Source organism: Roseibium sp. (assembly GCF_965232425.1).
Classification (GTDB): domain Bacteria; phylum Pseudomonadota; class Alphaproteobacteria; order Rhizobiales; family Stappiaceae; genus Roseibium.
Genome location: NZ_OZ246971.1, coordinates 2,277,991 through 2,300,871 on the forward strand (window position 1 = coordinate 2,277,991; position 22,881 = coordinate 2,300,871).

Below are 22,881 nucleotides of genomic sequence, written 5' to 3' on the forward strand. Positions count from 1 at the left end.
AGACTTGAAAAGATTGAGGGATGAGGCGCCATGAGCGAGAACAAAACGCCGAAGCTGCGGTCCGCGGCCTGGTTCGACAATCCGGGAAACCCCGGCATGACGGCGCTTTACATCGAGCGCTATCTGAATTTCGGCATCACGCGGGAAGAACTGCAATCCGGTAAACCCATTATCGGCATTGCGCAGACCGGGTCGGACCTGTCTCCCTGCAACCGGCATCATCTTGAACTGGCCAAGCGCGTTCGCGAAGGCATTCGCGACGCCGGCGGCGTCGCCTTCGAGTTTCCGGTCCATCCGATCCAGGAAACCGGCAAGCGGCCGACGGCGTCTCTGGACCGGAACCTTGCCTATCTCGGGCTGGTCGAACTTCTCTACGGCTACCCGATTGACGGTGTCGTTCTGACGATCGGTTGCGACAAAACCACGCCTGCCTGCCTGATGGCGGCTGCCACGGTCAACATTCCGGCCGTCGCGCTCTCCGTCGGTCCGATGCTCAACGGCTGGTACAAGGGCGAGCGCACCGGGTCAGGCACCATCGTCTGGAAGGCGCGCCAGATGCTTGCCGCCGGTGAAATCGACTATGCCGGCTTCATGGACCTTGTTGCCTCCGCAGCGCCGTCCGTCGGGTACTGCAACACGATGGGAACGGCGACAACGATGAACTCCCTCGCCGAGGCACTCGGGATGCAGCTGCCCGGAGCTGCCGCAATACCGGCGCCTTACCGGGAGCGGGGCGCAATCTCCTTTGAAACCGGCAAACGCATTGTCGAAATGGTTCACGCGGACCGGAAACCGTCCGACATCATGACGCGGAAGGCGTTCGAGAACGCCGTCGTGATCAATTCAGCGATCGGCGGGTCCACCAACGCCCCCATCCACCTGAACGGGGTTGCGCGCCATGTCGGCGTCGAACTCGACAATGACGACTGGCAGAACCTCGGTCATGACGTGCCGCTGCTGGTCAATCTGCAGCCGGCCGGCGCGTATCTCGGGGAAGACTATTTCCACGCGGGCGGGGTCCCGGCCGTCGTCGCCGAACTGCTGCGCCACGGCAAGCTGCCGCATCCGGACGCGCTGACGGCAAACGGCAAGACCATTGCCGAAAACTGCGAGGGGATCGTCACCGATCTGCCGGAGGTGATCAAACCGTTCGACGCGCCGATGATGGAGCGGGCCGGCTTCATCAATTTGAAGGGCAATCTCTTTGACAGCGCGATCATGAAAACCAGCGTGATCTCGGATGAATTCAGAGACCGCTATCTCTCCAACCCGGACGATCCGGAAGCTTTCGAAGGCCGTGCGATCGTGTTCGAAGGCCCCGAAGACTATCACGACCGGCTCGACGACCCGGGTCTGCAGATCGATGAAAACTGCATGCTGTTCATCCGCGGCACCGGCCCGATCGGGTATCCCGGCGGCGCCGAGGTCGTCAACATGCAGCCACCCGCTGCCCTGATCAAGCGCGGCGTCACCGCCCTGCCGTGCATCGGTGACGGCCGCCAGTCCGGTACCTCCGGGTCTCCGTCCATCCTGAACGCGTCCCCAGAGGCTGCCGCAATGGGCGGCCTGGCCTTGCTCAAGACCGATGACCGTGTCCGGATCGACCTCAGGAAGGGCACGGCGAACATCCTGATTTCGGACGAGGAACTGGCGCAGCGCCGCGCGGATCTCGAAGCGGCCGGCGGGTTCGAGATCGCCGAAAGCCAGACCCCCTGGCAGGAAATCCAGCGCGGCATTGTCGGACAGTTTGACAAGGGCATGGTGCTTGAACCGGCCGTCAAATATCAGGACGTTGCCCACAAAAGAGGACTGCCGAGGGACAATCACTGAGCGACCTGCTCACCGCCTGCGGCAGCAACACATTTCTCTCTTGACGATTACGTAAAGGTCATGCTTCAAGAGGATCGAAGACTGGCACTGGCCAGGCCAAGATGGGAGAAAATTCATGTCCTTGGAACAGCTCACGGAAGGTGTTCGTGGCAAGGTCGCCGGCGGCGGCATTGAGGAAAGCGTCAAGTTCGACCTGGGTGGTGACGGCGTCATCTTCCTGCAGGGATCGGATGTCAGCAATGACGATGCGGACGCGGACTGCACGATCAAGATCTCGGCAGAGGATCTCGCGGACCTGCTGTCGGGCGACCTCAACCCGACAAGCGCTTTCATGGGCGGCAAGATGCAGGTCGAGGGCGACATGAGCGTTGCCATGAAGCTGGGTAGCATCGTCTGAATACAGCCTGCAGTTTCTGAAGCGTCACAGCCGGTCCATTGGACCGGCTTTTTCGTTTCTATCCGCAGCGGTCTGCGCTTGCCGACGCTACCAGAGGTCCAGTTCGCCCTTTTCCTTGAGGTTTTCAAACCATTCGTCCGGGCTCATCGCGATCCTGGCGTGCTTGACCATGGCCTCGTTCATGTCCGCCATGCCATCGGTATTCGGCCACTTGTCCGGCTGCCAGATGCCCGAGCGGAAAACCCATTTCGGGCAGTGCATGAAGGCACTGCGCACATGGACGACAAGCGCAAGTTTCGGTGGCCGGTCATTGATGGCCATGGAGGCGAGCAGGTCCGGGTCGCGGACGATCCTGGCCTCTCCTCGGATGCGCAGGGTTTCACCCCGGCCCGGCACCATGAACAGCAGGCCGATCCGCGGGTCCGCCAGAATGTTCTGAAACGTGTCGACACGCCTGTTTCCGGGCCTGTCGGGGATCGCGAGCAGCGATTCGCTCAGGATCCTGACAAATCCGGGAGGGTCGCCTCTTGGGGACACGTCGACATGCCCGCCCGGGTTCGCGGTTGCCAGGAAGCAGAAGGGCGCGCGCTCAATGAATGTCCGGCAAATGGGATCGAGCGCCGGTATCTCCTTTGCAACGATCTGCGGCAGCGGCTTGCCGGTGATGTCCTCAAGCTCATCCGCGTGCGTCACGATGTCGGAGAATCCGGAAAACGGATCGGTGTCGGTCGTCATCAAAGGCTCCCGCTGTTCTTTGAAAAACTAAAGAACGTCGCCTGCCGCCTGTCAACAAGCCGCCCGCCGGGCAAGCAGAAGCGGCCGGAGAATTCCGGCCGCCTGCAGATCGATTGCACCCGAGTTACTGGATGATGATTTCCGGCCCCATGAAGTAGTAGGGCAGGAAGGTCGAGAGCGCCGGGACATAGGTCACCAGGATCAGGAACAGCAACAACACCAGAACGAACGGTGCCGCGGCCTTCACCACCTGCACGAGGCTCATGCCCGTGATCCCCGACGTCACGAAGAGGTTCAGACCGATCGGCGGCGTGATCATGCCGATTTCCATGTTCACGACCATCAGAATGCCGAGGTGAATCGGATCGACGCCGAGTTCCAGCCCGATCGGAAACACCACGGGTGCCACGATCAGCAGCAGGCCCGAGGGCTCCATGAACTGACCGCCGATCAACAGGATGATGTTGACCGCGATCAGGAAGGTGAACCAGTTGAACCCGGCTTCGACCATCCAGTCCGTGATGAACTGGGGGATCTGTTCGGCCGTCAGCGTGTGCGCGAACAGCAGGGCGTTGACGATGATGAACATCAGCATGATCGTCGTTTTCGACGAATCCGTCAGCACCTTCTTGGTGTCCTTGTGGAACAGTGCCGGCAGAAATTTCCAGCCGATCATGCCGAGGTTCCGGCCCCAGACCTTGCCGCCGACCGCGTAGGTCGCCGGCAGTTCCGCCGGCGCAAGGCCGTGCCGCAGTATCGGATACCCCACCAGAGCCGCGACCAGGACAACAGCGCTGTCGATGCCGAAGAGGGCCGCGCGCTCGGTGAAGATGTAGGCCAGTCCCGACCAGACAAAGACCGCGACAACCGCATAGGTGATGGTCTTGAACCCGGTCAGGCCCAAGGCGCCGTCTTTTTCCTCGACCCAGCCGACGCCGGCCAGCGGCCCCATGTCCCGATAGACGAAGAGCGCGATCAGGCAGGCATAGACAGCGGCAACGGCCGCCGCTTCCGTCGGCGTGAAGATCCCGCCGTAAATGCCACCCAGAATGATGACCATCAGGAACAGACCGACGGCGGCCTGCGATACCGAACTCCAGAGTTCCTTCCAGCCTGCCCAGGGCTGCGCCGGCAGCTTCTTGACCCGCGCCATGATGTAGATCGCGGTCATGAGCATCAGGCCCGCGATGATGCCGGGGACGACACCGGCAAAGAACATGCGGCCGACCGAAACATTGGTGGCTGCGGCATAGACGACCATGACGATCGACGGCGGAATGAGGATGCCGAGCGTGCCCGCATTGGCGATCACACCGGCGGCGAATTCCTTGGTGTAACCCGCCTGGCGCATCCCGGCGATGGCAATCGTGCCAATGGCGACAACCGTGGCCGGAGACGAGCCGGACAGCGCCGCGAACAGCATGCAGGCAAAGACGGCCGCGATGGCAAGACCGCCGCGTATCCAGCCGACAGCATCGATCGAGAAACGGATGATGCGCCGGGCAACGCCACCGGTCGACATGAAGCTGGAGGCCAGAATGAAGAACGGGATCGCCAGAAGGGTGAAGTTCTGCGACGCGTTGAACAGCTGGACGGCCACGGAACTCATCGAGTCATGGCTGAACAGGGCGATGTAGAGAACGGCCGAGAGGCCAAGCGAGACGGCAATCGGAACCCCGAGGAACAGGAAGCCGAATACGAAAATGAACAGAAATGCGGTTTCCATCGGCCTAGTCCTTCAGTACGTCTTTGTTTTCGGCCACCAGCTCTTCCGCCTCGTGGGCGGCGATGATGGCGTCCTTTTTTCCAAGAAGGATCAGGACGAATGCCTGAACGGACCGATAAGCCAGCAATGCCAGCCCGATCGGCAGAATGATGTAGGGTATCCAGCGGGGAACGCGCTCGCGAACCTCGAAAAACTCGATGATGAAGGTCGGCCACTTCAGGTCTTCCATGCCGATCGGCAGCTTGTAGAACCTGGCGACGTAGGCGTAGGCACCGCCGCTGGAGCCCTTGTTTTCAAGGGAAAGAAGCGCACCGAGCCAGGCCGCCTCGAACAGCAGCGCCGCATAGAGGATGGTCAGCGCGGCGCCCAGCAGAGCGGCAACGCGGAACAGGCGCTTGGGCAAAAGGTTGATGATTGCGTCGACACCAAGATGGGCTCCGATCTTGATGCCGTAGCTCATGCCGAACAGGATCAGCCACGCGAACAGCACACGTGTGAATTCGAGCGCACCACCCCAGCCTGAGTTGAAGCCATAGCGCGCGACCACCTGGGAAAATGTCACAAGGGTCATCAGCGCGAGGATGATTGCGATAAACGTTTCGTCCAGCGCTTCGATGAGTTTCGGCCGGACATAGTCAAGCACGACATAGAGACAGAAAAACGCGACAATCATCACGACCGGCCAGTATGTGGCCAACCAGGAGCCCATATTACCCTCCCCCGTTGAGAGTATTCAGATTTTTCAGAAATTTGGTGATGGACGAGGAAGGCCCGGAGGCCTCCCTCGAAGGATCACTCAAGTCAAGGCAGCTTAGCTTGCCTGATTGGACGACACCGCAGCATCGATGACGTCCTGGCCGATATCGTCACGGAACTTGTCCCAGACCGGCTTCATTGTCTCAACCCACTGATCGCGCTCTTCAGGCGTCAGCTGACGGACTTCGCCGCCATTTTCCATGATCTTCTTCTTGTTCTCTTCGTTGATCTGCGCCGCCCGCGCATTGTACTCGTCGGCGACCTCGTTGAAGATCGTCAGGAACTGGTCCTTGACGTCGGCATCCAGGCTGTCGAGCCACTCCTGCGACGTCACGGCCAGGTAGGTCAGCAGCTGGTGGTTGGTCTCGGTGGTGCCGTCCTGCACTTCAAAGAACTTCTGGGTGTAGATGTTGGACCAGGTGTTTTCCTGTCCGTCGACAACGCCGGTCTGAAGCGCACCATAGACTTCCTTAAAGGCAAGTTTCTGGGCGTTGGCGCCAAGTGCCTCGATCATTGCAACGGCAACGTCGGAGGTCTGGACTCGGAATTTCAGGCCCTTGGCGTCGGTCGGCAGCATCAGCGGCTTGTCGGCGGAAAACTGCTTCAGGCCGTTGAAGACGTAGCCAAGTCCGACAAAACCGTAGTCGGACATTGCGCCGAGCAGTTCCTGACCTTTTTCACCCTTGGTAAAGGTGGTCACGGCATCCATGTTGGAAAACAGGAACGGCAGATCGAAGACGCGGTATTTCAGCGTATAGGATTCGAACTTCGACAGGGAAGGAGCGGCCAGCTGGACGTCGCCCAGCAGCAGGGCTTCCATGACCTTGTTGTCGTCGAAGAGCTGCGATGACGGGAATACCTGCATGCAGGCCTTGCCGTCCATTTCCTTGTTGATGCGATCGGCAAGAGCGGTTGCCATTTCACCCTTCGGGTGGCCCTGGGCCGCGACCACGTGGCTGAACTTGATGACAACTTCGCCGTCGGAGCAGTCATCGGCGGCAAAGGCCGAAGACGTCATGGCAAAGGAAGCTGCCGTCGCAGCGGCAATTACAAACTTTTTCATCGGATGTCCTCCCAGACATTTCAATATGACGGCCGTTAGGGCCGGACAGCGCGGAGGCTGGTCGCACACTTATTGGCAAATCGTGTGCCAGTTCCCTGTGACCCGTCCAAAAGCGCTGATTTCCGCAGGTTATCAGACTGGGTCACCGGGGACAGTCCGGGGGATTTCTTATTGCGTGTGCAGGTTTCGACACATGCGAAACCCGAATGTGTCGAAACCGACACATCATGGGCCGCCAGCGTGCCGCGTTATTGCCAGAGCGCTCCGTTGCTGGGATCGTGCCGTGTCGGCGCCGCAAGGCGTTCAAGCTTTTCCGGATTTCGGACGATATAGATCTGATCGACCTTGCCCTCATCCGTGAAGCCTAGCGTCATGGCGGTGACGATCCTGCCGTCTTCTAGCTGTGCCAGGCCGCGCATCCCGTTGATCTGAAGTTCGACGATCTGATCGCGGACCCACAAACGGCTGATCGCCCTCGTGATGAAGCCGACGACTTCCTGCCCCTCGATGACCCGGCTGATCGCGGCCGCCTTGCCGCCGCTGTCCGTGCGCAGCTGGACGGACTCCGCCAGAACATCGGCGAGTTCATCCGGCGAACCCGTCTCGACTGCCGACAGGAATGCCTTCAGGAAAACATCCTGCTGCTCCGGCGTCGGTGCGGAACGCGATGCCTGCGAGCGGACAAACCGGCCCGCGCGCGAGACCAGCTGACGGCAGGACGCCTCGCGGAGACCGAGGATCTCGGAGACCTCGCCATAGGATTTGCCGAACACTTCACGCAGGAGATAAGCCGCCCGTTCCTTCGGGGTCAGACGTTCAAGCAGGAGCAAAAAGGCGGTCGTGAGCGACTGGGCCCGGTCCAGATCGGCCTCCGGGTCCGTTCCGGCATCGATCTGCAGCGGTTCCGGGATCCACGGGCCGACATAGTCGACCCGCTTCCTGTGGGCGGCTTTCAGATAATCCAGGCACCTGTTGGTGCAGACTGTCGTCAGGTAGGCCTCCGGATTGGCGATCTGCGCACGGTCCGCATCCTGCCACTTGATGAAGGTGTCCTGCACGGCGTCCTCGGCATCCGCCATCGACCCGAGCATGCGATAGGCCAGCCCGATGAGGCGGCCCCTCATGTCTGCGAAGATCATGTCGTCCGACGTTCTGCTCATGCCGCCCTCCCGAGCCGTCAGTGGTTGGATACCTGGATGCGGTTCCAGAGATTGATCATGGCCACCGCGGAGGTAAGCGCGCTGATCTCGCCATCGCTGAAATGCGCGCGCAGATCGACGCGCAACGTGCCGTAGTCCGTATCGAGGCCGAGACCGGTCAGCGCTTCCGTCCAGGCGAATGCCGCCTTTTCCGCCGCGGTGAAGTCGTCGACATGACGCCAGACCGTGATGCGCTCAAGCCGCTGGTGGCTCTCGCCGTCCTTGAGCGCCTCGCCGGTATGCATCTTTACACAATAGGCGCACTGGTTGATCTGGGAGGCGCGTAATTCGACGAGATGCCGCAAACCGGGGGCCAGTTCGGTCTTGCCGATTTCGATGCTCGCCGCCTCAAACCGTTGCAGCACGCCCGGAACATGGTCGAGATAGTTGATGGAGTTTTCTGTCGTCATGGGTGTCTTCCATTTGAAGTTAAAGAGGGTGACACCCCTTCGACGAACGAACAGCCGGCTTTGTGACATCCGGCGTTGCTTTTTGTTTTGGGCCATATTGCTGTTCGTCGGCTTGAACCCCAAAACACCCTGAAGAACCCGCGCTGTATCGGCATGGATGCCATGATCAAGTCATGGCATGACGCGGAGGCGCGGATTCTCCTCGGAAAAGTATCTCTCTGCGGTCATTGCAGGGCTCGACCCTGCAATCCATGCCGTGACATCGCAATGACCGCGAACGCTTAGACAAGCTCGCTTTCATCCTTGCCGAGCGCGTATTTTCGCATTTTCTCGTAGAGCGCCTTCCGGGACAGCCCGAGATTTTCGTAAGTCGGCTTGATGGCTCCGCCGTTGCGCTTCAGTTCCGCGGCAATCAGCGCCTTCTCGTACCCGGCAACCTGTTCGAAGAGGCTTGCGCCCGTTGCCGATGCCGGCTCTGCCTGTTGTTCCAGACCAAGGACGAACCGGTCGGCGACATTGCGCAACTCGCGCACATTGCCGGGCCAGTCGCGCGCCATGAGACCGGCGAGGTAGGCTTCGGTGATGTCGGGTATCTCGCGCCGGTAGCGCGCCCTTGCCTCTACGGCCAGATGCCGGAACAGGAGCGGAATGTCCTCGAGCCGGTCCCGCAAGGGCGGGATGGCGACGTGAACCACGTTGAGCCGGTAGAACAGGTCGAGCCGGAAGCGGCCGTCTTTGCCGGCCTCCTCCAGATCCTCCTTTGTCGCCGCAATGAAGCGGACATCGAGGTCGATCGCCTTGTTGGAGCCGAGACGCTCAATCGTCCTGGTTTCGATCACCCTCAGCAGCTTGACCTGCAGTTCGAGCGGCATGGATTCGATCTCGTCCAGAAACACCGTGCCGCCATGCGCATGTTCCAGCTTGCCGATGCGTTGCCCGCTTGCGCCGGTGAAGGCACCCTTCTCATGGCCGAAAAGTTCCGATTCGATGATCTCGGCGGGCAAGGCGCCGCAATTGAGCGCGACGAAGGGTTTCACCTTGCGCGGCCCTTCGTCGTGAAGAGCCCGGGCGACGACTTCCTTGCCTGATCCCGTCTCTCCGAGGATCAGCACATCCGCGTCCGTCGTGGCCAGTGCCGTCACGTTCTTCCGCAGCAGGTCCATCACCGATGTCCGGCCCACGAGACGGCTTTCGAGTCCCGTTCTGTCGGCCAGTTCCTCGCGCAGCTTGCGGTTCTCCAGGACGAGTCGGCGCTTGTCCAGCGCTCGCTCCACAACGGATGCTAGATGCGACACGGAAAAGGGTTTTTCCAGAAAATCATAGGCACCGGCCCGCATCGCCTCGACGGCCAGCGGGACATCGCCGTGTCCGGTGATCAGAACGACAGGGAGCGCCGGGTCGATCTCGAACGCCGATTTCATGACCTGAAAGCCGTCCGTTCCCGGCATGCGGATATCGGTGACGAGAACGCCGTAGAACCCGCGATTGATGCGTTCAAGCGCCTGTTCGGGCGCTCCGGTCGCAAAAACGTCCTGGCCGCTCAGTTCCAGACCCTGGCTCAGGGAACCCCTGAGCGCCTCTTCGTCATCGATCAACAGAACCGTTGCCTGATCCATGTCCTATTCCGCCGCCAGCACCTGTTTGTCCGCGATCGGCAAGCGCATGGTGAAGACCGCGCCTCCGCCTTCCCGGTTTTCCGCCTTCAGCGTTCCGGAAAAATCATGGACGATCTTGTAGGCGATCGACAGGCCCAATCCAAGACCGGCGCCGACATCCTTGGTGGTGAAAAACGGGTCGAAGATCTGCGGCAGCGTTTCCTGGTCGATCCCGGTGCCGTTGTCGGCGACTTGCAGAACCGCCTCCCGGTCCTCGCGCACAAGCGAAAGACCGACCATCGGTGTGGCACAGGACTGCACCGCGTCGAACGCATTGGACAGCAGATTGATGATCACCTGTTCGAGGCGGATGCGGCCACCCTTGACGATAATGTCTTCCTCCGGAAGGTCGAGGTTCAGCACGAAACCGCTTTGCTTGATCTGCGGCTGCAGCAGGAGAAGGGCCTCGTCGATCGCCTGGCGCAGGGAAACGGGTTTGATATCCGTGCCGGAACGCCGGCTGAAACCCTTGAGAGTCTTTGCGATTTCGCCCATTCGGGTGACCATCCCACCGATACGCGTCAGGTTGGATTTTGCCTCGTCCGCACGGTTGCGGTCGATCAGCATTTCCGCAATTTCCGCGTCGGACCGGATCGCCGCCAGGGGCTGGTTGTATTCATGGCTGAGCGCCGCGGACATGCGCCCGAGCGTTGCCAGCTTGGCCGCCTGGACAAGTTCCGCCTGCGTCTGGCGCAAACTGGCTTCCGCCTGCTTGCGCTCCCGAACTTCGCGCTCCAGATGGGTGTTCGCCCGGCGCAGTTCCGCGGTCCGGCTCTGGACGCGGCGCTCCAGACGAAGGGCCGACGCCCTGTTGCGCCGCTCCTCGCGCACGAACTCCTTGCGCCGGGCAATCAGAAACCAGATACCGCCCGCAGCGATGACACAGACCAGCAGGGCCACAAGCATTGCCCATCCGGACTGACGGCGCGCATCCTCAATGTCCACAAGCGTGCGCACTTCCCACTCCAGCACCGGAAGGTTCGACGTCAGCTGCATGTGCGAATTGCGGGCACCGGCGGCAGGAAGCAGCAATTGCATGCGCCCCGCCAGCGACAGGTCGGCAACGTTCCAGCTCGGGTCGAGCTCGTCTCTCGTGCGGCCCCTCAGCTCGGGGACATTGGAAACGACCACCCGGTTCCTGCCATCAAGAGCGAGGATCGGGTCCTTGCTCAAGGCCCAGGCCTGCTCGACGTCATCGAGGCTCACGCGCACGGCCAGCACGCCAAGGAACGTGTCACCCCGCCTTAGGGGCGACGCAAAGACGTAGTTGGACGGTGTTTCCGGCGTTCCCGGGATCAATTCCCTGCCGAGCTGACCCTGGCTCGCCTGCGCAAAGGCGTGAGGTATTGTCCTGGCACCGCCGATCGCGTTCGCCGGGACGCTTTCCTGGCTGGACACGATCACCTTGCCGGACGCGTCCATGAGCCAGATTTCCTCCGCACCGGACATGCCTGCCGCAATTGCCGCAATGCCGGGTTCCGCATCGACCCTTTGATTGTGAATGAGCCCCGCAATGTCCGGACCGCGTGCAAGCAAGGGCGACAGCAGACGGAACTTGTCCAGCAGGCGCTCCAGAACGGCGGTCTGCACGGCAAGGTTCGCTTCTGCCCTGGTCTCCGTCTCGGCAAGTGTGATGCGCAGGCTGGCGAGACCGGTCAGCCACACGATCAGGAGTGTGGCCAAGACCAGACCGGCACCTATGCCGAATTTCAACTTGCGCCACGCCCGGCGCTTTGGTCTGCGCATCATCGGGTCAGTATACTGCACGAAATTCCGCCGTGAAATTGACCAAAATCGTCAGGGTCGGAAAAACCGCTAGGGTACACACCCATAAATGAGTCCGTACCCTAGACAAGACTTCTCTGCCGCCTGTCGATGGCGACGCTTTTGATCAGCACGGTCACGCTCCTGCCGGCCGCGAGCTTCAGATCGGCAACGGATGCGCGGGTGATGCGTGCGCGGATGGTCTGCTCGTTGAGAACACACAGGATTTCCGCATACGGGCCTGTCTCCTCCGAAATGCTGGTTATAGTTGCTTCGAACGCATTGCGGATCGAAAGGCCTTGCGGCGGTTCGAGCGCAAGGGCGACATCGCGCGCCCGGATCCGAAGCCGGACCGTATCGCCGGTTTTGGCCGGCAGATCCGGGATCTGCAGGACGGCGCCGCCGATATCGACAAGGGTCAGGCCCCATGCCCCATCGGTTCCCGTGACCGTGCCGTGAATGAGCGCACCGGCCTCGTGACGCCCGGTCGCGCGGCCAAGGTCGGTTCTGGTCAGCATCTCGGCAACCGGTCCATAGGCGGGCGTGCGGCCGTCGGACAGGATGACCAGCGTGTCGGACAATCTCGCGACTTCCTCGATCGAATGACTGACATAGAGGATCGGTATGCCGGCTTCGCCGCACAAACGGTCGAGATAGGGCAGGATGTCGTTGCGGCGGGCCTGGTCGAGACTGGCAAGCGGCTCGTCCATGATCAGCAGACGGGGATCGGACAAAAGCGCCCGCCCGATGGCAACGCGCTGCTTTTCGCCTCCCGACAGCCGGCCCGGCTTGCGCTCCAGAAGAGGGGACAGGCCGAGCAGTTCGACGACTTCATCCGGATCGCGATCCCCCGCACGCCGTCCCGCCCAGCGCGCGTATGTGAGGTTGGACCTGACGCTCAGATGGGGAAACAGACGCGCATCCTGAAAGACATGACCGATGCGCCGCGCCTGCACCGGCAGGTTCACGCCCTGCGCCGCGTCGAACAGAACCGTCCCGTCCAGGACGATCCGCCCGGATTGAGGGACCAGAAGTCCGGCGATCATGTTGGTCAGGGTCGTCTTGCCGGAGCCCGACTGTCCGAACAGCGACGTGACGCCGCCCTCGCTGGCAAACCTTGCCTGAAATTCCAGGCTGCCGACCCTTCCGGCAATGTCGACGTCAAGCATCGGCACCTCCGAGACGGGACCGCAGGTGGCGCGCCAGCAACTCGGACGCAATCAGGGCAGCGAAAGCGACAAAGGCCGCGATCAGCGTGAGCCTGAAGGCGGCGAGGTCGCCGCTGGGGGTCTGCGTTGCGGTATAAAGCGCAAGCGCAAGTGTGCGGGTTTCACCCGGGATATTCGAGACAAAGGTGATGGTTGCGCCGAACTCACCCATGGCCTTGGCAAATCCGAGGATGGCACCACCGAGAATACCGGGAAGGGCGAGCGGCAGCGTCACGGTGAAAAATGTGACCAGCCTGTGTGCGCCGAGGGATTTCGCGGCTTCTTCCAGCTTCGGATCAACGGCTTCGAAGGAGAGGCGGATTGGGCGCACGATCAGCGGAAAGGCCATCACGCCGGCAGCCAGCGCGGCGCCGGTCCAACTGAAGGCAAAGCTGATCCCGAAGGTGTCGTTGAGAAATGCGCCGACCGGACCCTTCCGGCCGAACATCATCAGGAGCACATAGCCCGTCACGACCGGCGGCAGGACCAGCGGCAGATGCACCAGCGCGTTGACCAGCCCATGGCCGGGAAAGCGATACCGCGCGAGGACATAGGCAACGAGAACAGCGACCGGCAGGCTGACCACGAGCGCGACGGCCGCGACCCTCAAGGTCAACAGGAGTGCCTGCCATTCGTCGGGTTGAAGGTCGAAAAGGTTCACGTGCGCCCGGTCTGCTGCTCATCGCGCCGCTCGAGGCCGTGCCTCCTGGCGGCAAACTATTCCACCTTATCGGTCACAAACCCCAGAGATTGCAAGATTTCTCGTGCATCGGGGCCGGTGAGATAATCCAGAAAAGGTTCGGCGGCCGGGTTCGCGCTCGTTTCCGTAACGGCTGCGAGATAGCGGATTTCAGGATGGCTGGAGATCGGCAGTACGGCCAGAACGGCAACGTTCGGCTCGACTTCCGCGTCCGTGCGGTAAACGAGCCCGAGCGGCGTGTCGCCCCTGGCCACCGAAGCCAGGGCAATCCGGACGTTTTCCATGGGGGCAAGCCGGCCGGCAACCGATTGCCAGAGACCGAGGTTTTCCAGCGCAATCCTGCCGTACCGACCCGCCGGGACCGTGTCCGGATCCGCCATCGCCATGCGCTGGTCATTAAGGAAGTCCGCGATCGTCGATGCCTCAAGTTCAAGTGCGGCAGCCCCCCTCGCCCCGACAAGGACGAGTGCGTTGGACGCGACCTGCCGCACGCCCGCAGGATCAACGCTGCCATTTTCCGTCACATAGTCCATCCAGTCGGCGTCTGCGGAAACAAAAAGATCAGCGGGAGCACCGGCCTCGATCTGCCGCGCCAGTGCCCCGGTGCCCGCGAAGGAGAACACCACCTTCGTCCCTGTTTGGTCCTCGAAACCGGACGCGATCCGTTCCATCGCCTCGCGCATGCTCGCGGCGGCAAAGACCGTGAGATCGGATGCGGCCGCTGCCGGCGCAAGCAGCGCTGCCAGGACGGCCATGATCGGAAAAAGACGCGCGTGCATTCGAGTTCCAGGTTCGCAGACAGTCAAACGGCTAACTCATCGGCAGGTGGAGTGCAACAGCGCCCTCAAGTCGTTGCGCGGCGATCTTCCCTGATCATGTCGGCACCCTTTTCCGCGATCATGATTGTTGGCGCATTGGTGTTTCCAGAGGTGATCGTCGGCATGACGGAGGCATCGATCACACGGATGTTGTCAAATCCGCGCAGCTTGAGGCGTCCGTCCACCACCGAAGCATCGTCGGTGCCCATCCGGCAGGTGCTCACCGGGTGAAAAATGGTGGTGCCGATCTCGCCGGCAGCCTTCACCAGATCCTCTTCGTCGGTCAGATCCGGTCCCGGCAGAAACTCTTCCGGCTCGAACGGCTGCATGGCGGGGGCCGCCATGATCCGCCGGGTCAGCCGGATCGCGTCCGCGGCAACCCGCTTGTCGGCTTCCGCAGAGAGATAATTCGGCAGGATCTCGGGATGATCGGATTTGTTCGCGGTCGTGATGTGAACATGGCCACGGCTTTCGGGCCGGAGATTGCAGACGCTTGCCGTCACCGCCGGAAAGGGATGCAGCGGTTCGCCGAATTTCGGCAGGGACAGCGGCTGCACGTGGTATTGCACATTCGGCGTTTCAAAGGACGGATCGGTCTTCGCAAACGCTCCCAGCTGACTGGGGGCCATCGACATGGGGCCGGACCGCTTGAGCAGATATTCGAGCCCGATCTTCGCCTTGCCGACCCAGTTGCCCGCCATCTGGTTCAGCGTCAGGGTGTTCCTGACCTTGAAAATCGGGCGCAGCTGCAGGTGGTCCTGCAGGTTCTCCCCGACATTGCGGTTTTCCGCGCGCGGTTCTATCCCGGCGTTTTTCAGGATTTCGGAATTGCCGATCCCGGACAGTTCAAGCAGTTGCGGCGAGCCGATGGAACCCGCCGAGAGAACCAGTTCGCCGTCCACACGCAAGGTGGCCGGCTCACCCGCGACGTCGAGCGTCAGTCCGCGCGCCTTGCCGTTCTCAAAGTCGATGCGTTCGGCATGTGCCTCGGTCAGCACCTTGAGATTCGAGCGGTTCTGCGCCGGGCGCAAGAAGGCTTTTGCGCCATTCCAGCGCAGCCCCGATTTCTGGTTGACCTGAAAATAGGCCGATCCGAAATTGTCGCCCGTGTTGAAATCGGCGGTCTTGGGAATACCGGTCTGTTCGCAGGCGTCCCGGAACGCATCGAGGATCTCCCAGGACATGCGCTGCTCTTCCACGCGCAGGTTCCCGCCCTGGCCGTGCATGTCGTCGTCCAGGGCATAGTGATCTTCCGATTTCCTGAAATAGGGCAGGACGTCTTCCCAGCCCCATCCGGTCAGCCCGAGCTGGCGCCAGTGATCGTAGTCCCAGGCCTGTCCACGCATGTAGATCATGCCGTTGATCGAGGAACAGCCACCGAGCACCTTGCCGCGCGGATAGAGCAGCGACCGGCCGTTCAGGCCCTTTTCGGCTCCGGTCTTGAAGCCCCAGTCGACCCGGGGATTGCCGATGCAGTAGAGATATCCGACCGGTATGTGCACCCAGACGTAGTTGTCGCGCTTGCCCGCTTCCAGGAGCAGCACCTTGACATCGGGATCTTCCGACAGGCGGTTCGCCAGCACGCAGCCCGCGGTTCCCGCACCGACAATTACGTAATCCCATGCCCCGAGGTCGTGCATCATTCCTCCAATACCCGTTTCCCGGATGGAGGCACGAGCGACAGTGTCCGGTCAAGTTATCCGCTGGATGAATAAGATCGCACCGGAAAAGATTTTTGTCACAGGCAAAGGTCGAAGCCGCCTATAGATGAAGCCGGACACTAGGGTACGGACCCTATGGCCGTTTACGTATTTCTTACGAGACCTTGCGACAAAGGAAGCGGTTCCGCAGGCGAGGCTCACGACATGTCCAACTTTGCACAACGTAGTCTGGAAGGTGTTTTCCTGACCGCATTCGGTATTGCAAGCCGCATCTACCGTCCGCTGCGGAGCTGGCTCGGAGCGGCTGTGCTGTGCCTGTTCATCCTGATGACGGCGGCCGTGGTGCAGGTGTTCCCGGTCTCGAACTGGGACATGCTGGCCTATACGGCGACCGCGATCGAGCCGGACACGACCGATAGCGCAGACCTGCATGCAAAGACCTACGCGCTCGTGAAGGCCAATGTCAGCGACGGTGAATATGTCACGCTGACCGAGGACCGCCCATATCGTGTCCATCAGGCGCAGGATGCGGACGCCTTTGAAACGATGCTCGGTTTCTACCGGCTCAAGGTGCTCTATGTCGAAACCGCGCGTCTTTTCTCTGGCGTCACCGGTACCGTTGAGGCGTTCCGGCTGATCTCGCTCCTGTCGGTCCTTGCCGTCGGCGCGGTTTTGCTGGTCTGGCTCGGCAGGACCGGAACACTGGCCCACGGGCCCGTTGTCGCCGCCTTCCTCATGCTGTGCAGCTTCGGCTACGCGGCCCAACTCGTTTCGCCGGATCTCTACGCGACATTCTTCCTGTTGCTGGCGGCCTTCTTCTATCTGGAAAAATGGGACATAGCGGCGGCGCTTGCGCTCATTTGCGCCTTTCTCGTGCGGCCGGATCATCTTGCCTTTGTCGGCGTGTTCTTCGTGTTCGCCGCCATCTACGGACCGGGACGCTGGGCGATGATAGCCTGCTTCGCAGCCTGCCTGGGGATCTATGTCTGGCTGACGCGCGGTGCGGATCACCCGGGCTGGTGGATCCACATGTGGTTCACCCATATCGAATACGTGCCGACACTGAAGGATTTCGATCCACCCTTTTCCATGGTTACCTACGTCGAAATGCTCGTCCGGTCGACGGTCAGGGCCGTCATGGGCTTCACCTGGGTCGCGGTTCTGTTCGGGCTAGTGCTCTTCTTCGCGAAGTGCATTTCACCCGACCGTCTGGATCTCCGGTCGAAAGTGCTGCTTTATGCGGCCTTCACGTCAATCTGCGCCAAATACATCGTGTTCCCGCACTATGAAACGCGGTTCCATCTGCCGTATCTGGTGATCCTCGGCATGATCCTGCTTGTCGGCTGGCACCGGCAGCAGACCGTCACGCAATAGGGGCTCGCAAATCGGGTCGCCTTGCGGGTGACCCGTTTTTAAGGTCGCCTCAGACGAACTGAGGAGACGTTCCATGTTTCAGATCAATCCCCTGCCGGAGAGCGCGTTTTCCCATCTTTACGGGCTCCCGGACGACGAACTTGCGCTCAGGAATATTCAAGTGCACGTATCCGATGGCGGAGCACCCTGCCGGGTGTCCCTGACCGACCTTGCAGAAGGACAGCGCGTGTTCCTTCTGAACTTCGAACATCAACCCGGCGAAACCCCCTATCGCTCGCGCCATGCGATCTATGTCGGTGACGGGGCGCTGGAGAACCGTCCGGCCCCCGGTGTTGTTCCCCCATCCATTGCAAGCCGGCTGCTATCCGTGCGCGCCTTCAACGCGGAGCACGAAATCGTTGACGCCGATGTCATCGACGGTTCGGAGGTGACCGGGCTGATCTCGACATTCCTAGGCAATGCGGAGGTGGATTATCTGCACCTCCATTTCGCAAAGCGGGGTTGTTTCGCCGCCAAGGTGACCCGGGCAGGCGCATAGAGTTTTTCCTTCGGGCCTCGCCTTGCGCGTCAAACCGGTTCCTTCTTTTTGGGTAAACTGGTGCTGGCATCCGGGCGCTTGTTTTGGAAGCGTCCGGTCCCGGGACCGCATCTCGTGCTAAACTTGGGATGACAGATCCGGTTTCGACAACCAAAGGGAGAATTGCGCCATGCAGACCGCCGCCGACCGTTGCGCCGCTTTCAGGGCCCTGCACGAAAAAGGGCGGGCATTCCTCATGCCCAATCCCTTTGACATCGGTTCTGCCCGCATTCTCGATGGAATGCGGTTCGATGCACTGGCGACCTCAAGCGCAGGCTTCGCCTGGACCAAGGGCGTGCGCGACGCCGAGGGTCATATCACCCGCGACGACGCACTCGCCCACGCCGCCGACATCATCAGCGCCACCAGCCTGCCGGTGAACGGCGATCTTGAAAACGGGTTCGGACACAGCCCGGACGAGGTCGCCGAGACGATCAGAGGCGCCATAGACGTCGGGCTGGCAGGATGCTCGATCGAGGACTACACCACCGACCCGCACGCGCCCTACTATCCGCTCGATGCGGCTGTCGACCGGATCAAGGCCGCCGTCGATGCGAAACTGAGCGCTTCGCCGGATTTTGTCTTGACCGCGCGCAGCGAAGGTCCGGTGAAAACACAATTCGAGCTTGATGAAACGATCAAGCGCCTGAATGCCTTCGCCGATGCGGGCGCGGACTGCCTCTATGCACCGCAACTCAAGGACAAGGACCAGATCGCGGCGGTGCTTGCCGCGGTCAACAAGCCGGTCAACATCCTCGCGGGACGCAAAAATTTTCACCTGACCCGGAAGGAACTCGCGGACCTGGGCGTTGCGCGGGTCTCGATCGGTGCCGGACTTGCGCGCATCGCGCTCGGGGCGTTTGTCGCGGCGGCCGAGGACATGAAAGATGGCGGCGCCTTCGGATGTTTCGACCGGGCGCAAGGCATGAGCGATTTTGAATCGTTCATGAAGGCCCGGCCCTGAGCGGGATGGGCGGGAACAGGCCGGGCAAGGACCCGGAACGGGCGCGACCGGAGGACGCGTCGGCGCTCACCGAACTTGCCCGGCGCGCCTATGAAAGGTTCATTCCGATCATGAACGCGGTGCCGCTGCCGATGACGGCGGACTATGCCGCCCTGATCGGAAATGCCGATGTGTGGGTCGTGCGAAGCGCGGCCGGCATCGGCGCGAGCCTCGTTCTTGTTCCCGGGGACGATCACCTTCTGATCGAGAGCGTCGCCGTGGATCCGGACCGGCAGGGCGAAGGGCTCGGACGGCAGATGCTGCACTGGGCTTACGCACGCGCGCGGGACCTCGGCTTCGACGAGCTTCGCCTCTACACCAATGTCCTGATGCATGACAACAGGGCCTGGTACAAGCGCGCCGGATGGACGGAACTCCACGAGGAGCAGCGCGGCGACAAGCGCATCGTCCACTTCGCTTACAGGCTTCAGCCCGTCGCCCAGTAGGTCAGGACAATCGGCAGCGTGACCAGTGTCAGGCATGTGGAGACGAATATGAACGCGGCCACGCCTTCAGCGTGATCGGGCTGATGCTGGGAAATTGCCAGATAGGTCGCGACGGAGGGCGGCATGAAGCACAGCAGCACGATCACGCTCTCGATCTTCGCATCCAGCGGCAGAACAGATGTAATGGCAAAGGCTGCCACCGCCGAGATGCCGATATGGATCAGGGACAGGAGAACCGCGCGTGAAACACCGCTCAATTTCAGCGTCTCGAGACTGTGCCCAAGCGTGAGCAGCATGATGGGAATGGCGAGCCCTCCCAGGATCTCGAGGCTCTGGTCAACGGGACCGGGGATCTTCCAGCCGGTCGCGAGCAACACAAGCGCCAGGATCACGGCATAGATCACCGGCTGCCGGGCAAGCGCCTTGAAGTCCGGGCGCCCCATGGGGATCGCGATGCCGATCGTGAAGATCGCCGTCAGCACAACGACGATGAAACCGATGGCGACGGCTCCGCCTTGCGCCCCGAAGGCCAGCGTTGCGACCGGCAGGCCGATATTGCCGACATTGGACAGCATCATTGGGGCCAGGTAGGCCCTGATCGAAATCCGCATCAGTTTCAGCACGAGAAAGCCGAGAGTACCGAAAATCACGACCATCGCGAGCGCCGCGCCAAGCACCGACAGAAAGGTCCCGAGCTGGATATGTTCCTTTGCCAGGTGAGACAGGATCAGGGTCGGATAGCCCACGTTGGAGACAAGCGACCCGAAGAGTTTCCGGTCGTACGGGGCCTTGAACCAGGCCAGGGCATAGCCGAGCAGGACGCAGAGCAGCACCGGCACCATGACATTGGCGACATGTTCAATGATCCCGGTCATGCCTCTTCTCCCCTCCCTTGTTCATTCCATCGATCCAGAAGCTGATTAGGTTTGGTCACCAACCAGTCTCAAGAATTCAATGCGAGTGAACAACCTTTTTGGACTGCACATCTAGGATTTGCACCTTTGCCGAAGCAAGCGCGGGGCACATCTATTCCGGCCGTTCGCCAACGTAGGCGGCGCGAGGCCGGATCTTCTCGTGGGCCGCATACTGTTCCAGCGCATGCGCGATCCAGCCCGTGATCCTGCCGGCGCAGAAGATGATCTTGGCTGCATCCTTCGGCAGGCTATAGGTCTTCTGGATGGCTGCCAGCGCGAAATCGATGTTCGGCGGCAAGCCGAACAGGTCGTCGGCTGCCGTGATCATGTCCGGCAGACGCGCGACGAACGGATTGTCCGGTTCGGTTCGCAAGAGAATGTCCAGAAGACAATCGGCACGCGGATCCCGGTCCTGATAAACGGAGTGGCCGAAGCCGGGCAATGTTTCACCACGCGCCAGCCGGTCCGCCAGGGCCTGCTCGATGTCGGTCTCGGACTGGATTTCAGCAAGCCATGCCGCCGCCCTGTCAGGTGCCGCGCCGTGGCGCGGACCGGCAAAGGCTCCGAGGCCGGACAGCAGCGCCGCATGCAGGGGCGCGCGCGTGGAGGCCGCGCAGCGCGCGGCGAAGGCGCTGGTGTTGAGTTCATGATCGGCGCATAGAACCAGTGCGGCCCTGATCACATTCTTCGCACCGGCAGACACCTTGAAGGCATCGGCGATCTGGGTGTGGATCGGAACGGCGACCGGTTGCTGATCGAGGAGAGCGGCGACGCAATAGCGCAACAGGGCCGCTCCCTTTGTCTGGAGCAAGCGCGGAGCAAGCGTGAAGGCGGCCCTGTCCTGCAATGGCCAGGCCGCCAGCGCCATCATCAGCCGGTCCAGCGGCGCGAGACCGTCCGGCATTACCGGCGGGTCCTGCGGGACATTGCCGGCGAAAGGGTCGTCGGGTGAGGCCCAGAGAAGCGTTGCGACGCTCTCCAGCGTGGATGTCCCGGCGAGATCCGTCGCCAGCCTGCCCCGGTAAACCGGGCCCACGTCCGAAATCAGCGTGAGTTCGGTCTCAAGCACCGGATCGCCGGTCAGCGGCCGCGCACCCGTATGGTCCTCGACCTGCCGGCGGCCCTTGAGGCGGCGGACGTCCGCGGCATCATACCGACGCTTTTTGCCCGGACCGGCAACTGAGGAAATCAGACCGCGGCTGACATAGGCGTAAAGCGTTGCCGGCTGTACGCCGAGCTCCGTTGCGGCTTCCTTGGCAGAAAGAAAAATGGGCGTGCTCATACATTGATTGTAATTGTCAACATTGATCAATGCAATTCTTTTCATCTATCTGAGCACACCCAAAGAAGGAGCTGACCATGACAGAAGTGCCAAATCCGGCTCAGATGAAACAGGACCCGACAGCCGGTCTCGACGGGGTTGTCGCCGCCACGACACAGCTAAGCGACGTCGACGGCCAGAACGGCGTGCTGGTGCTGCGCGGCCGGAGAATCGAGGATCTTGCAGGCCGGGTTTCGTTCGAACAGGCGATCGCGCACCTGTGGCAAGACGTCGACCCCGTCGACGCTCAATCGCTGAAAACCTCGCTGGGCGAGGCACGGATTGCAGCCTTTTCGCTTGTTCCCGTTCTGGAGAGCGCGCCGGAAAGCCTGCCGGTCCTGGAACGGATGCAGCTTGGCCTTGCCGCACTTCAGCCGAAACCGGGCGTTCCGGAAGCCGTGTCGATCATTGGCGCCCTGTCCGTCTTCCTGGCAACCTCACACAGGATTTCGACCGGCCAGAGGACGCTTGCCCCGGACAGCACGCTTTCGACGGCCGCCGACATCTTGCGCATGCTCACCGGGGAAACGCCCGCCACTGCACACACGGATGCCCTCGATCGGTATCTGGTCACCATTCTCGATCACGGTCTCAACGCATCGACTTTCACGGCCCGGGTGATCGGCTCGACGCAGGCAAGCATGAAGCAGGCCGTCCTGGGCGCCATGGGGGCGTTGAGCGGCCCGCTGCATGGCGGTGCGCCGGGACCGGTTCTGGACATGATCGATGCGATCGGAGAACCCGGTAATGCCGAAAGCTGGATCAGGCAGGCGCTGGCGCGCAAGGAACGTCTGATGGGCTTCGGGCACCGGATCTACCGGACCCGGGATCCACGGGCCGACGTCCTGAAAGACGGCCTGCGGCAGCTGAGCCGGGACAATCCGAAGGTGCAGCTCGCGGAAAAAATCGAGGCGGCGGCACTCGCCGCCCTCAAGTCGGCCAAGCCGGACCGCCCTCTGGACACCAATGTGGAGTTCTACACGGCCGTTCTTCTGGACGCGATCGGCATCGACCGGACGCTGTTCACGCCGCTCTTCGCCACGGGCCGTGCTGCCGGCTGGTGCGCGCATGTGATCGAACAGCAAGACACCGGTAAACTCATCCGTCCGGCATCGCATTATGCAGGGCCGATGCCGGACTGATGCGACGAAAGGCGTTTGAACCGGTCATTTCAGTTTCTTGCTAGTCATTGCCGGACCTGATCCGGCAATCCATGCCGATACGTCCCGGCAACGAAACCCTGAGCAACCGGAAACGCAACGGAATGGATGCCATGGTCGAGCCATGGCATGACCCGGGATTAAACAGAGGCTTGAACTGTGTT

General features: G+C 61.6%; 21 protein-coding genes. 7 read left to right on the plus strand and 14 right to left on the minus strand.

From position 1 onward, the window contains the following. Positions 1-30: 30 nt before the first annotated feature. Positions 31-1,830, plus strand: coding sequence for an IlvD/Edd family dehydratase (locus ACO08A_RS10320; protein WP_422041000.1), 1,800 nt, complete (start codon positions 31-33; stop codon positions 1,828-1,830). Positions 1,831-1,945: 115 nt separating this feature from the next. After that, positions 1,946-2,227 carry an SCP2 sterol-binding domain-containing protein gene (locus ACO08A_RS10325; RefSeq protein WP_422041001.1) on the plus strand — a complete coding sequence of 94 codons (282 nt, stop codon included), beginning with the start codon at positions 1,946-1,948 and terminating at the stop codon, positions 2,225-2,227. Positions 2,228-2,314: 87 nt separating this feature from the next. On the opposite strand, the gene ACO08A_RS10330 is transcribed toward ACO08A_RS10325, so the two are convergent. From ACO08A_RS10330 to ACO08A_RS10385, 12 genes are all read right to left on the minus strand, one after another. Next, positions 2,315-2,962, minus strand: a complete 648-nt coding sequence (locus ACO08A_RS10330; protein WP_422041002.1) for a pyridoxamine 5'-phosphate oxidase family protein — start codon at positions 2,960-2,962, stop codon at positions 2,315-2,317. 124 nt (positions 2,963-3,086) lie between these two features. Continuing rightward, positions 3,087-4,688 (minus strand): TRAP transporter large permease, encoded by a 1,602-nt coding sequence (locus ACO08A_RS10335; RefSeq protein ID WP_421980546.1) that lies wholly within the window; start codon positions 4,686-4,688, stop codon positions 3,087-3,089. A 4-nt stretch (positions 4,689-4,692) separates the two neighbouring features. Further along, entirely contained in the window at positions 4,693-5,397 is a 705-nt protein-coding gene (locus ACO08A_RS10340) for a TRAP transporter small permease (RefSeq protein ID WP_421980545.1), read from the minus strand. 102 nt (positions 5,398-5,499) lie between these two features. Continuing rightward, positions 5,500-6,507: a DctP family TRAP transporter solute-binding subunit gene (locus ACO08A_RS10345; protein ID WP_422041003.1), complete on the minus strand. Its 1,008-nt coding sequence runs from the start codon at positions 6,505-6,507 to the stop codon at positions 5,500-5,502. A gap of 248 nt (positions 6,508-6,755) precedes the next feature. Beyond that, on the minus strand, positions 6,756-7,667 hold the full coding sequence (gene sigJ / locus ACO08A_RS10350; protein ID WP_422041004.1) for an RNA polymerase sigma factor SigJ: 912 nt from the start codon (positions 7,665-7,667) through the stop codon (positions 6,756-6,758). Between the two features lie 17 nt (positions 7,668-7,684). After that, positions 7,685-8,116 (minus strand): carboxymuconolactone decarboxylase family protein, encoded by a 432-nt coding sequence (locus ACO08A_RS10355; RefSeq protein WP_422041005.1) that lies wholly within the window; start codon positions 8,114-8,116, stop codon positions 7,685-7,687. Positions 8,117-8,397: 281 nt separating this feature from the next. Next, the gene (locus tag ACO08A_RS10360; protein ID WP_422041006.1) at positions 8,398-9,732 is read right to left on the minus strand and encodes a sigma-54-dependent transcriptional regulator; all 1,335 of its coding nucleotides are present in this window, start codon (positions 9,730-9,732) and stop codon (positions 8,398-8,400) included. Positions 9,733-9,735: 3 nt separating this feature from the next. Then, on the minus strand, positions 9,736-11,538 hold the full coding sequence (locus ACO08A_RS10365; RefSeq protein ID WP_422041007.1) for an ATP-binding protein: 1,803 nt from the start codon (positions 11,536-11,538) through the stop codon (positions 9,736-9,738). Positions 11,539-11,618: 80 nt separating this feature from the next. Further along, positions 11,619-12,710: a molybdenum ABC transporter ATP-binding protein gene (gene modC, locus ACO08A_RS10370; protein WP_422041008.1), complete on the minus strand. Its 1,092-nt coding sequence runs from the start codon at positions 12,708-12,710 to the stop codon at positions 11,619-11,621. Beyond that, positions 12,697-13,404, minus strand: coding sequence for a molybdate ABC transporter permease subunit (modB, locus tag ACO08A_RS10375; protein ID WP_422041009.1), 708 nt, complete (start codon positions 13,402-13,404; stop codon positions 12,697-12,699). Before modB ends, modC begins: the two co-directional genes overlap by 14 nt. Before the next feature lie 56 nt (positions 13,405-13,460). Then, positions 13,461-14,222: a molybdate ABC transporter substrate-binding protein gene (modA, locus tag ACO08A_RS10380; RefSeq protein ID WP_422041010.1), complete on the minus strand. Its 762-nt coding sequence runs from the start codon at positions 14,220-14,222 to the stop codon at positions 13,461-13,463. 65 nt (positions 14,223-14,287) lie between these two features. Further along, positions 14,288-15,901 carry a GMC family oxidoreductase gene (locus ACO08A_RS10385; RefSeq protein WP_422041738.1) on the minus strand — a complete coding sequence of 538 codons (1,614 nt, stop codon included), beginning with the start codon at positions 15,899-15,901 and terminating at the stop codon, positions 14,288-14,290. Positions 15,902-16,126: 225 nt separating this feature from the next. Between ACO08A_RS10385 and ACO08A_RS10390 the strand changes: the two genes are divergently transcribed. The 4 genes from ACO08A_RS10390 (at position 16,127) to ACO08A_RS10405 (ending at position 19,322) form a co-directional block, all read left to right on the plus strand. Continuing rightward, positions 16,127-17,296 (plus strand): hypothetical protein, encoded by a 1,170-nt coding sequence (locus tag ACO08A_RS10390; RefSeq protein WP_422041011.1) that lies wholly within the window; start codon positions 16,127-16,129, stop codon positions 17,294-17,296. A 73-nt stretch (positions 17,297-17,369) separates the two neighbouring features. Then, complete coding sequence (locus ACO08A_RS10395) at positions 17,370-17,834, plus strand: DUF1203 domain-containing protein (protein WP_422041012.1); 465 nt, start codon at positions 17,370-17,372, stop codon at positions 17,832-17,834. Positions 17,835-18,003: 169 nt separating this feature from the next. After that, the gene (locus ACO08A_RS10400; protein WP_422041013.1) at positions 18,004-18,837 is read left to right on the plus strand and encodes an isocitrate lyase/PEP mutase family protein; all 834 of its coding nucleotides are present in this window, start codon (positions 18,004-18,006) and stop codon (positions 18,835-18,837) included. A 5-nt stretch (positions 18,838-18,842) separates the two neighbouring features. Then, positions 18,843-19,322, plus strand: coding sequence for a GNAT family N-acetyltransferase (locus ACO08A_RS10405; RefSeq protein WP_422041014.1), 480 nt, complete (start codon positions 18,843-18,845; stop codon positions 19,320-19,322). Here the strand turns inward: ACO08A_RS10405 and ACO08A_RS10410 are convergent. Both ACO08A_RS10410 and ACO08A_RS10415 read right to left on the minus strand, forming a co-directional pair. Further along, on the minus strand, positions 19,304-20,197 hold the full coding sequence (locus tag ACO08A_RS10410) for an AEC family transporter (RefSeq protein WP_422041015.1): 894 nt from the start codon (positions 20,195-20,197) through the stop codon (positions 19,304-19,306). The genes ACO08A_RS10405 and ACO08A_RS10410 overlap by 19 nt on opposite strands. Positions 20,198-20,348: 151 nt before the next feature. Beyond that, on the minus strand, positions 20,349-21,518 hold the full coding sequence (locus tag ACO08A_RS10415) for a citrate/2-methylcitrate synthase (protein WP_422041016.1): 1,170 nt from the start codon (positions 21,516-21,518) through the stop codon (positions 20,349-20,351). A gap of 77 nt (positions 21,519-21,595) precedes the next feature. Here ACO08A_RS10415 and ACO08A_RS10420 point away from each other — a divergent pair, with 77 nt between their 5' ends. Further along, complete coding sequence (locus ACO08A_RS10420) at positions 21,596-22,699, plus strand: citrate synthase/methylcitrate synthase (RefSeq protein ID WP_422041017.1); 1,104 nt, start codon at positions 21,596-21,598, stop codon at positions 22,697-22,699. The last annotated feature ends 182 nt before the right edge of the window (positions 22,700-22,881 follow it).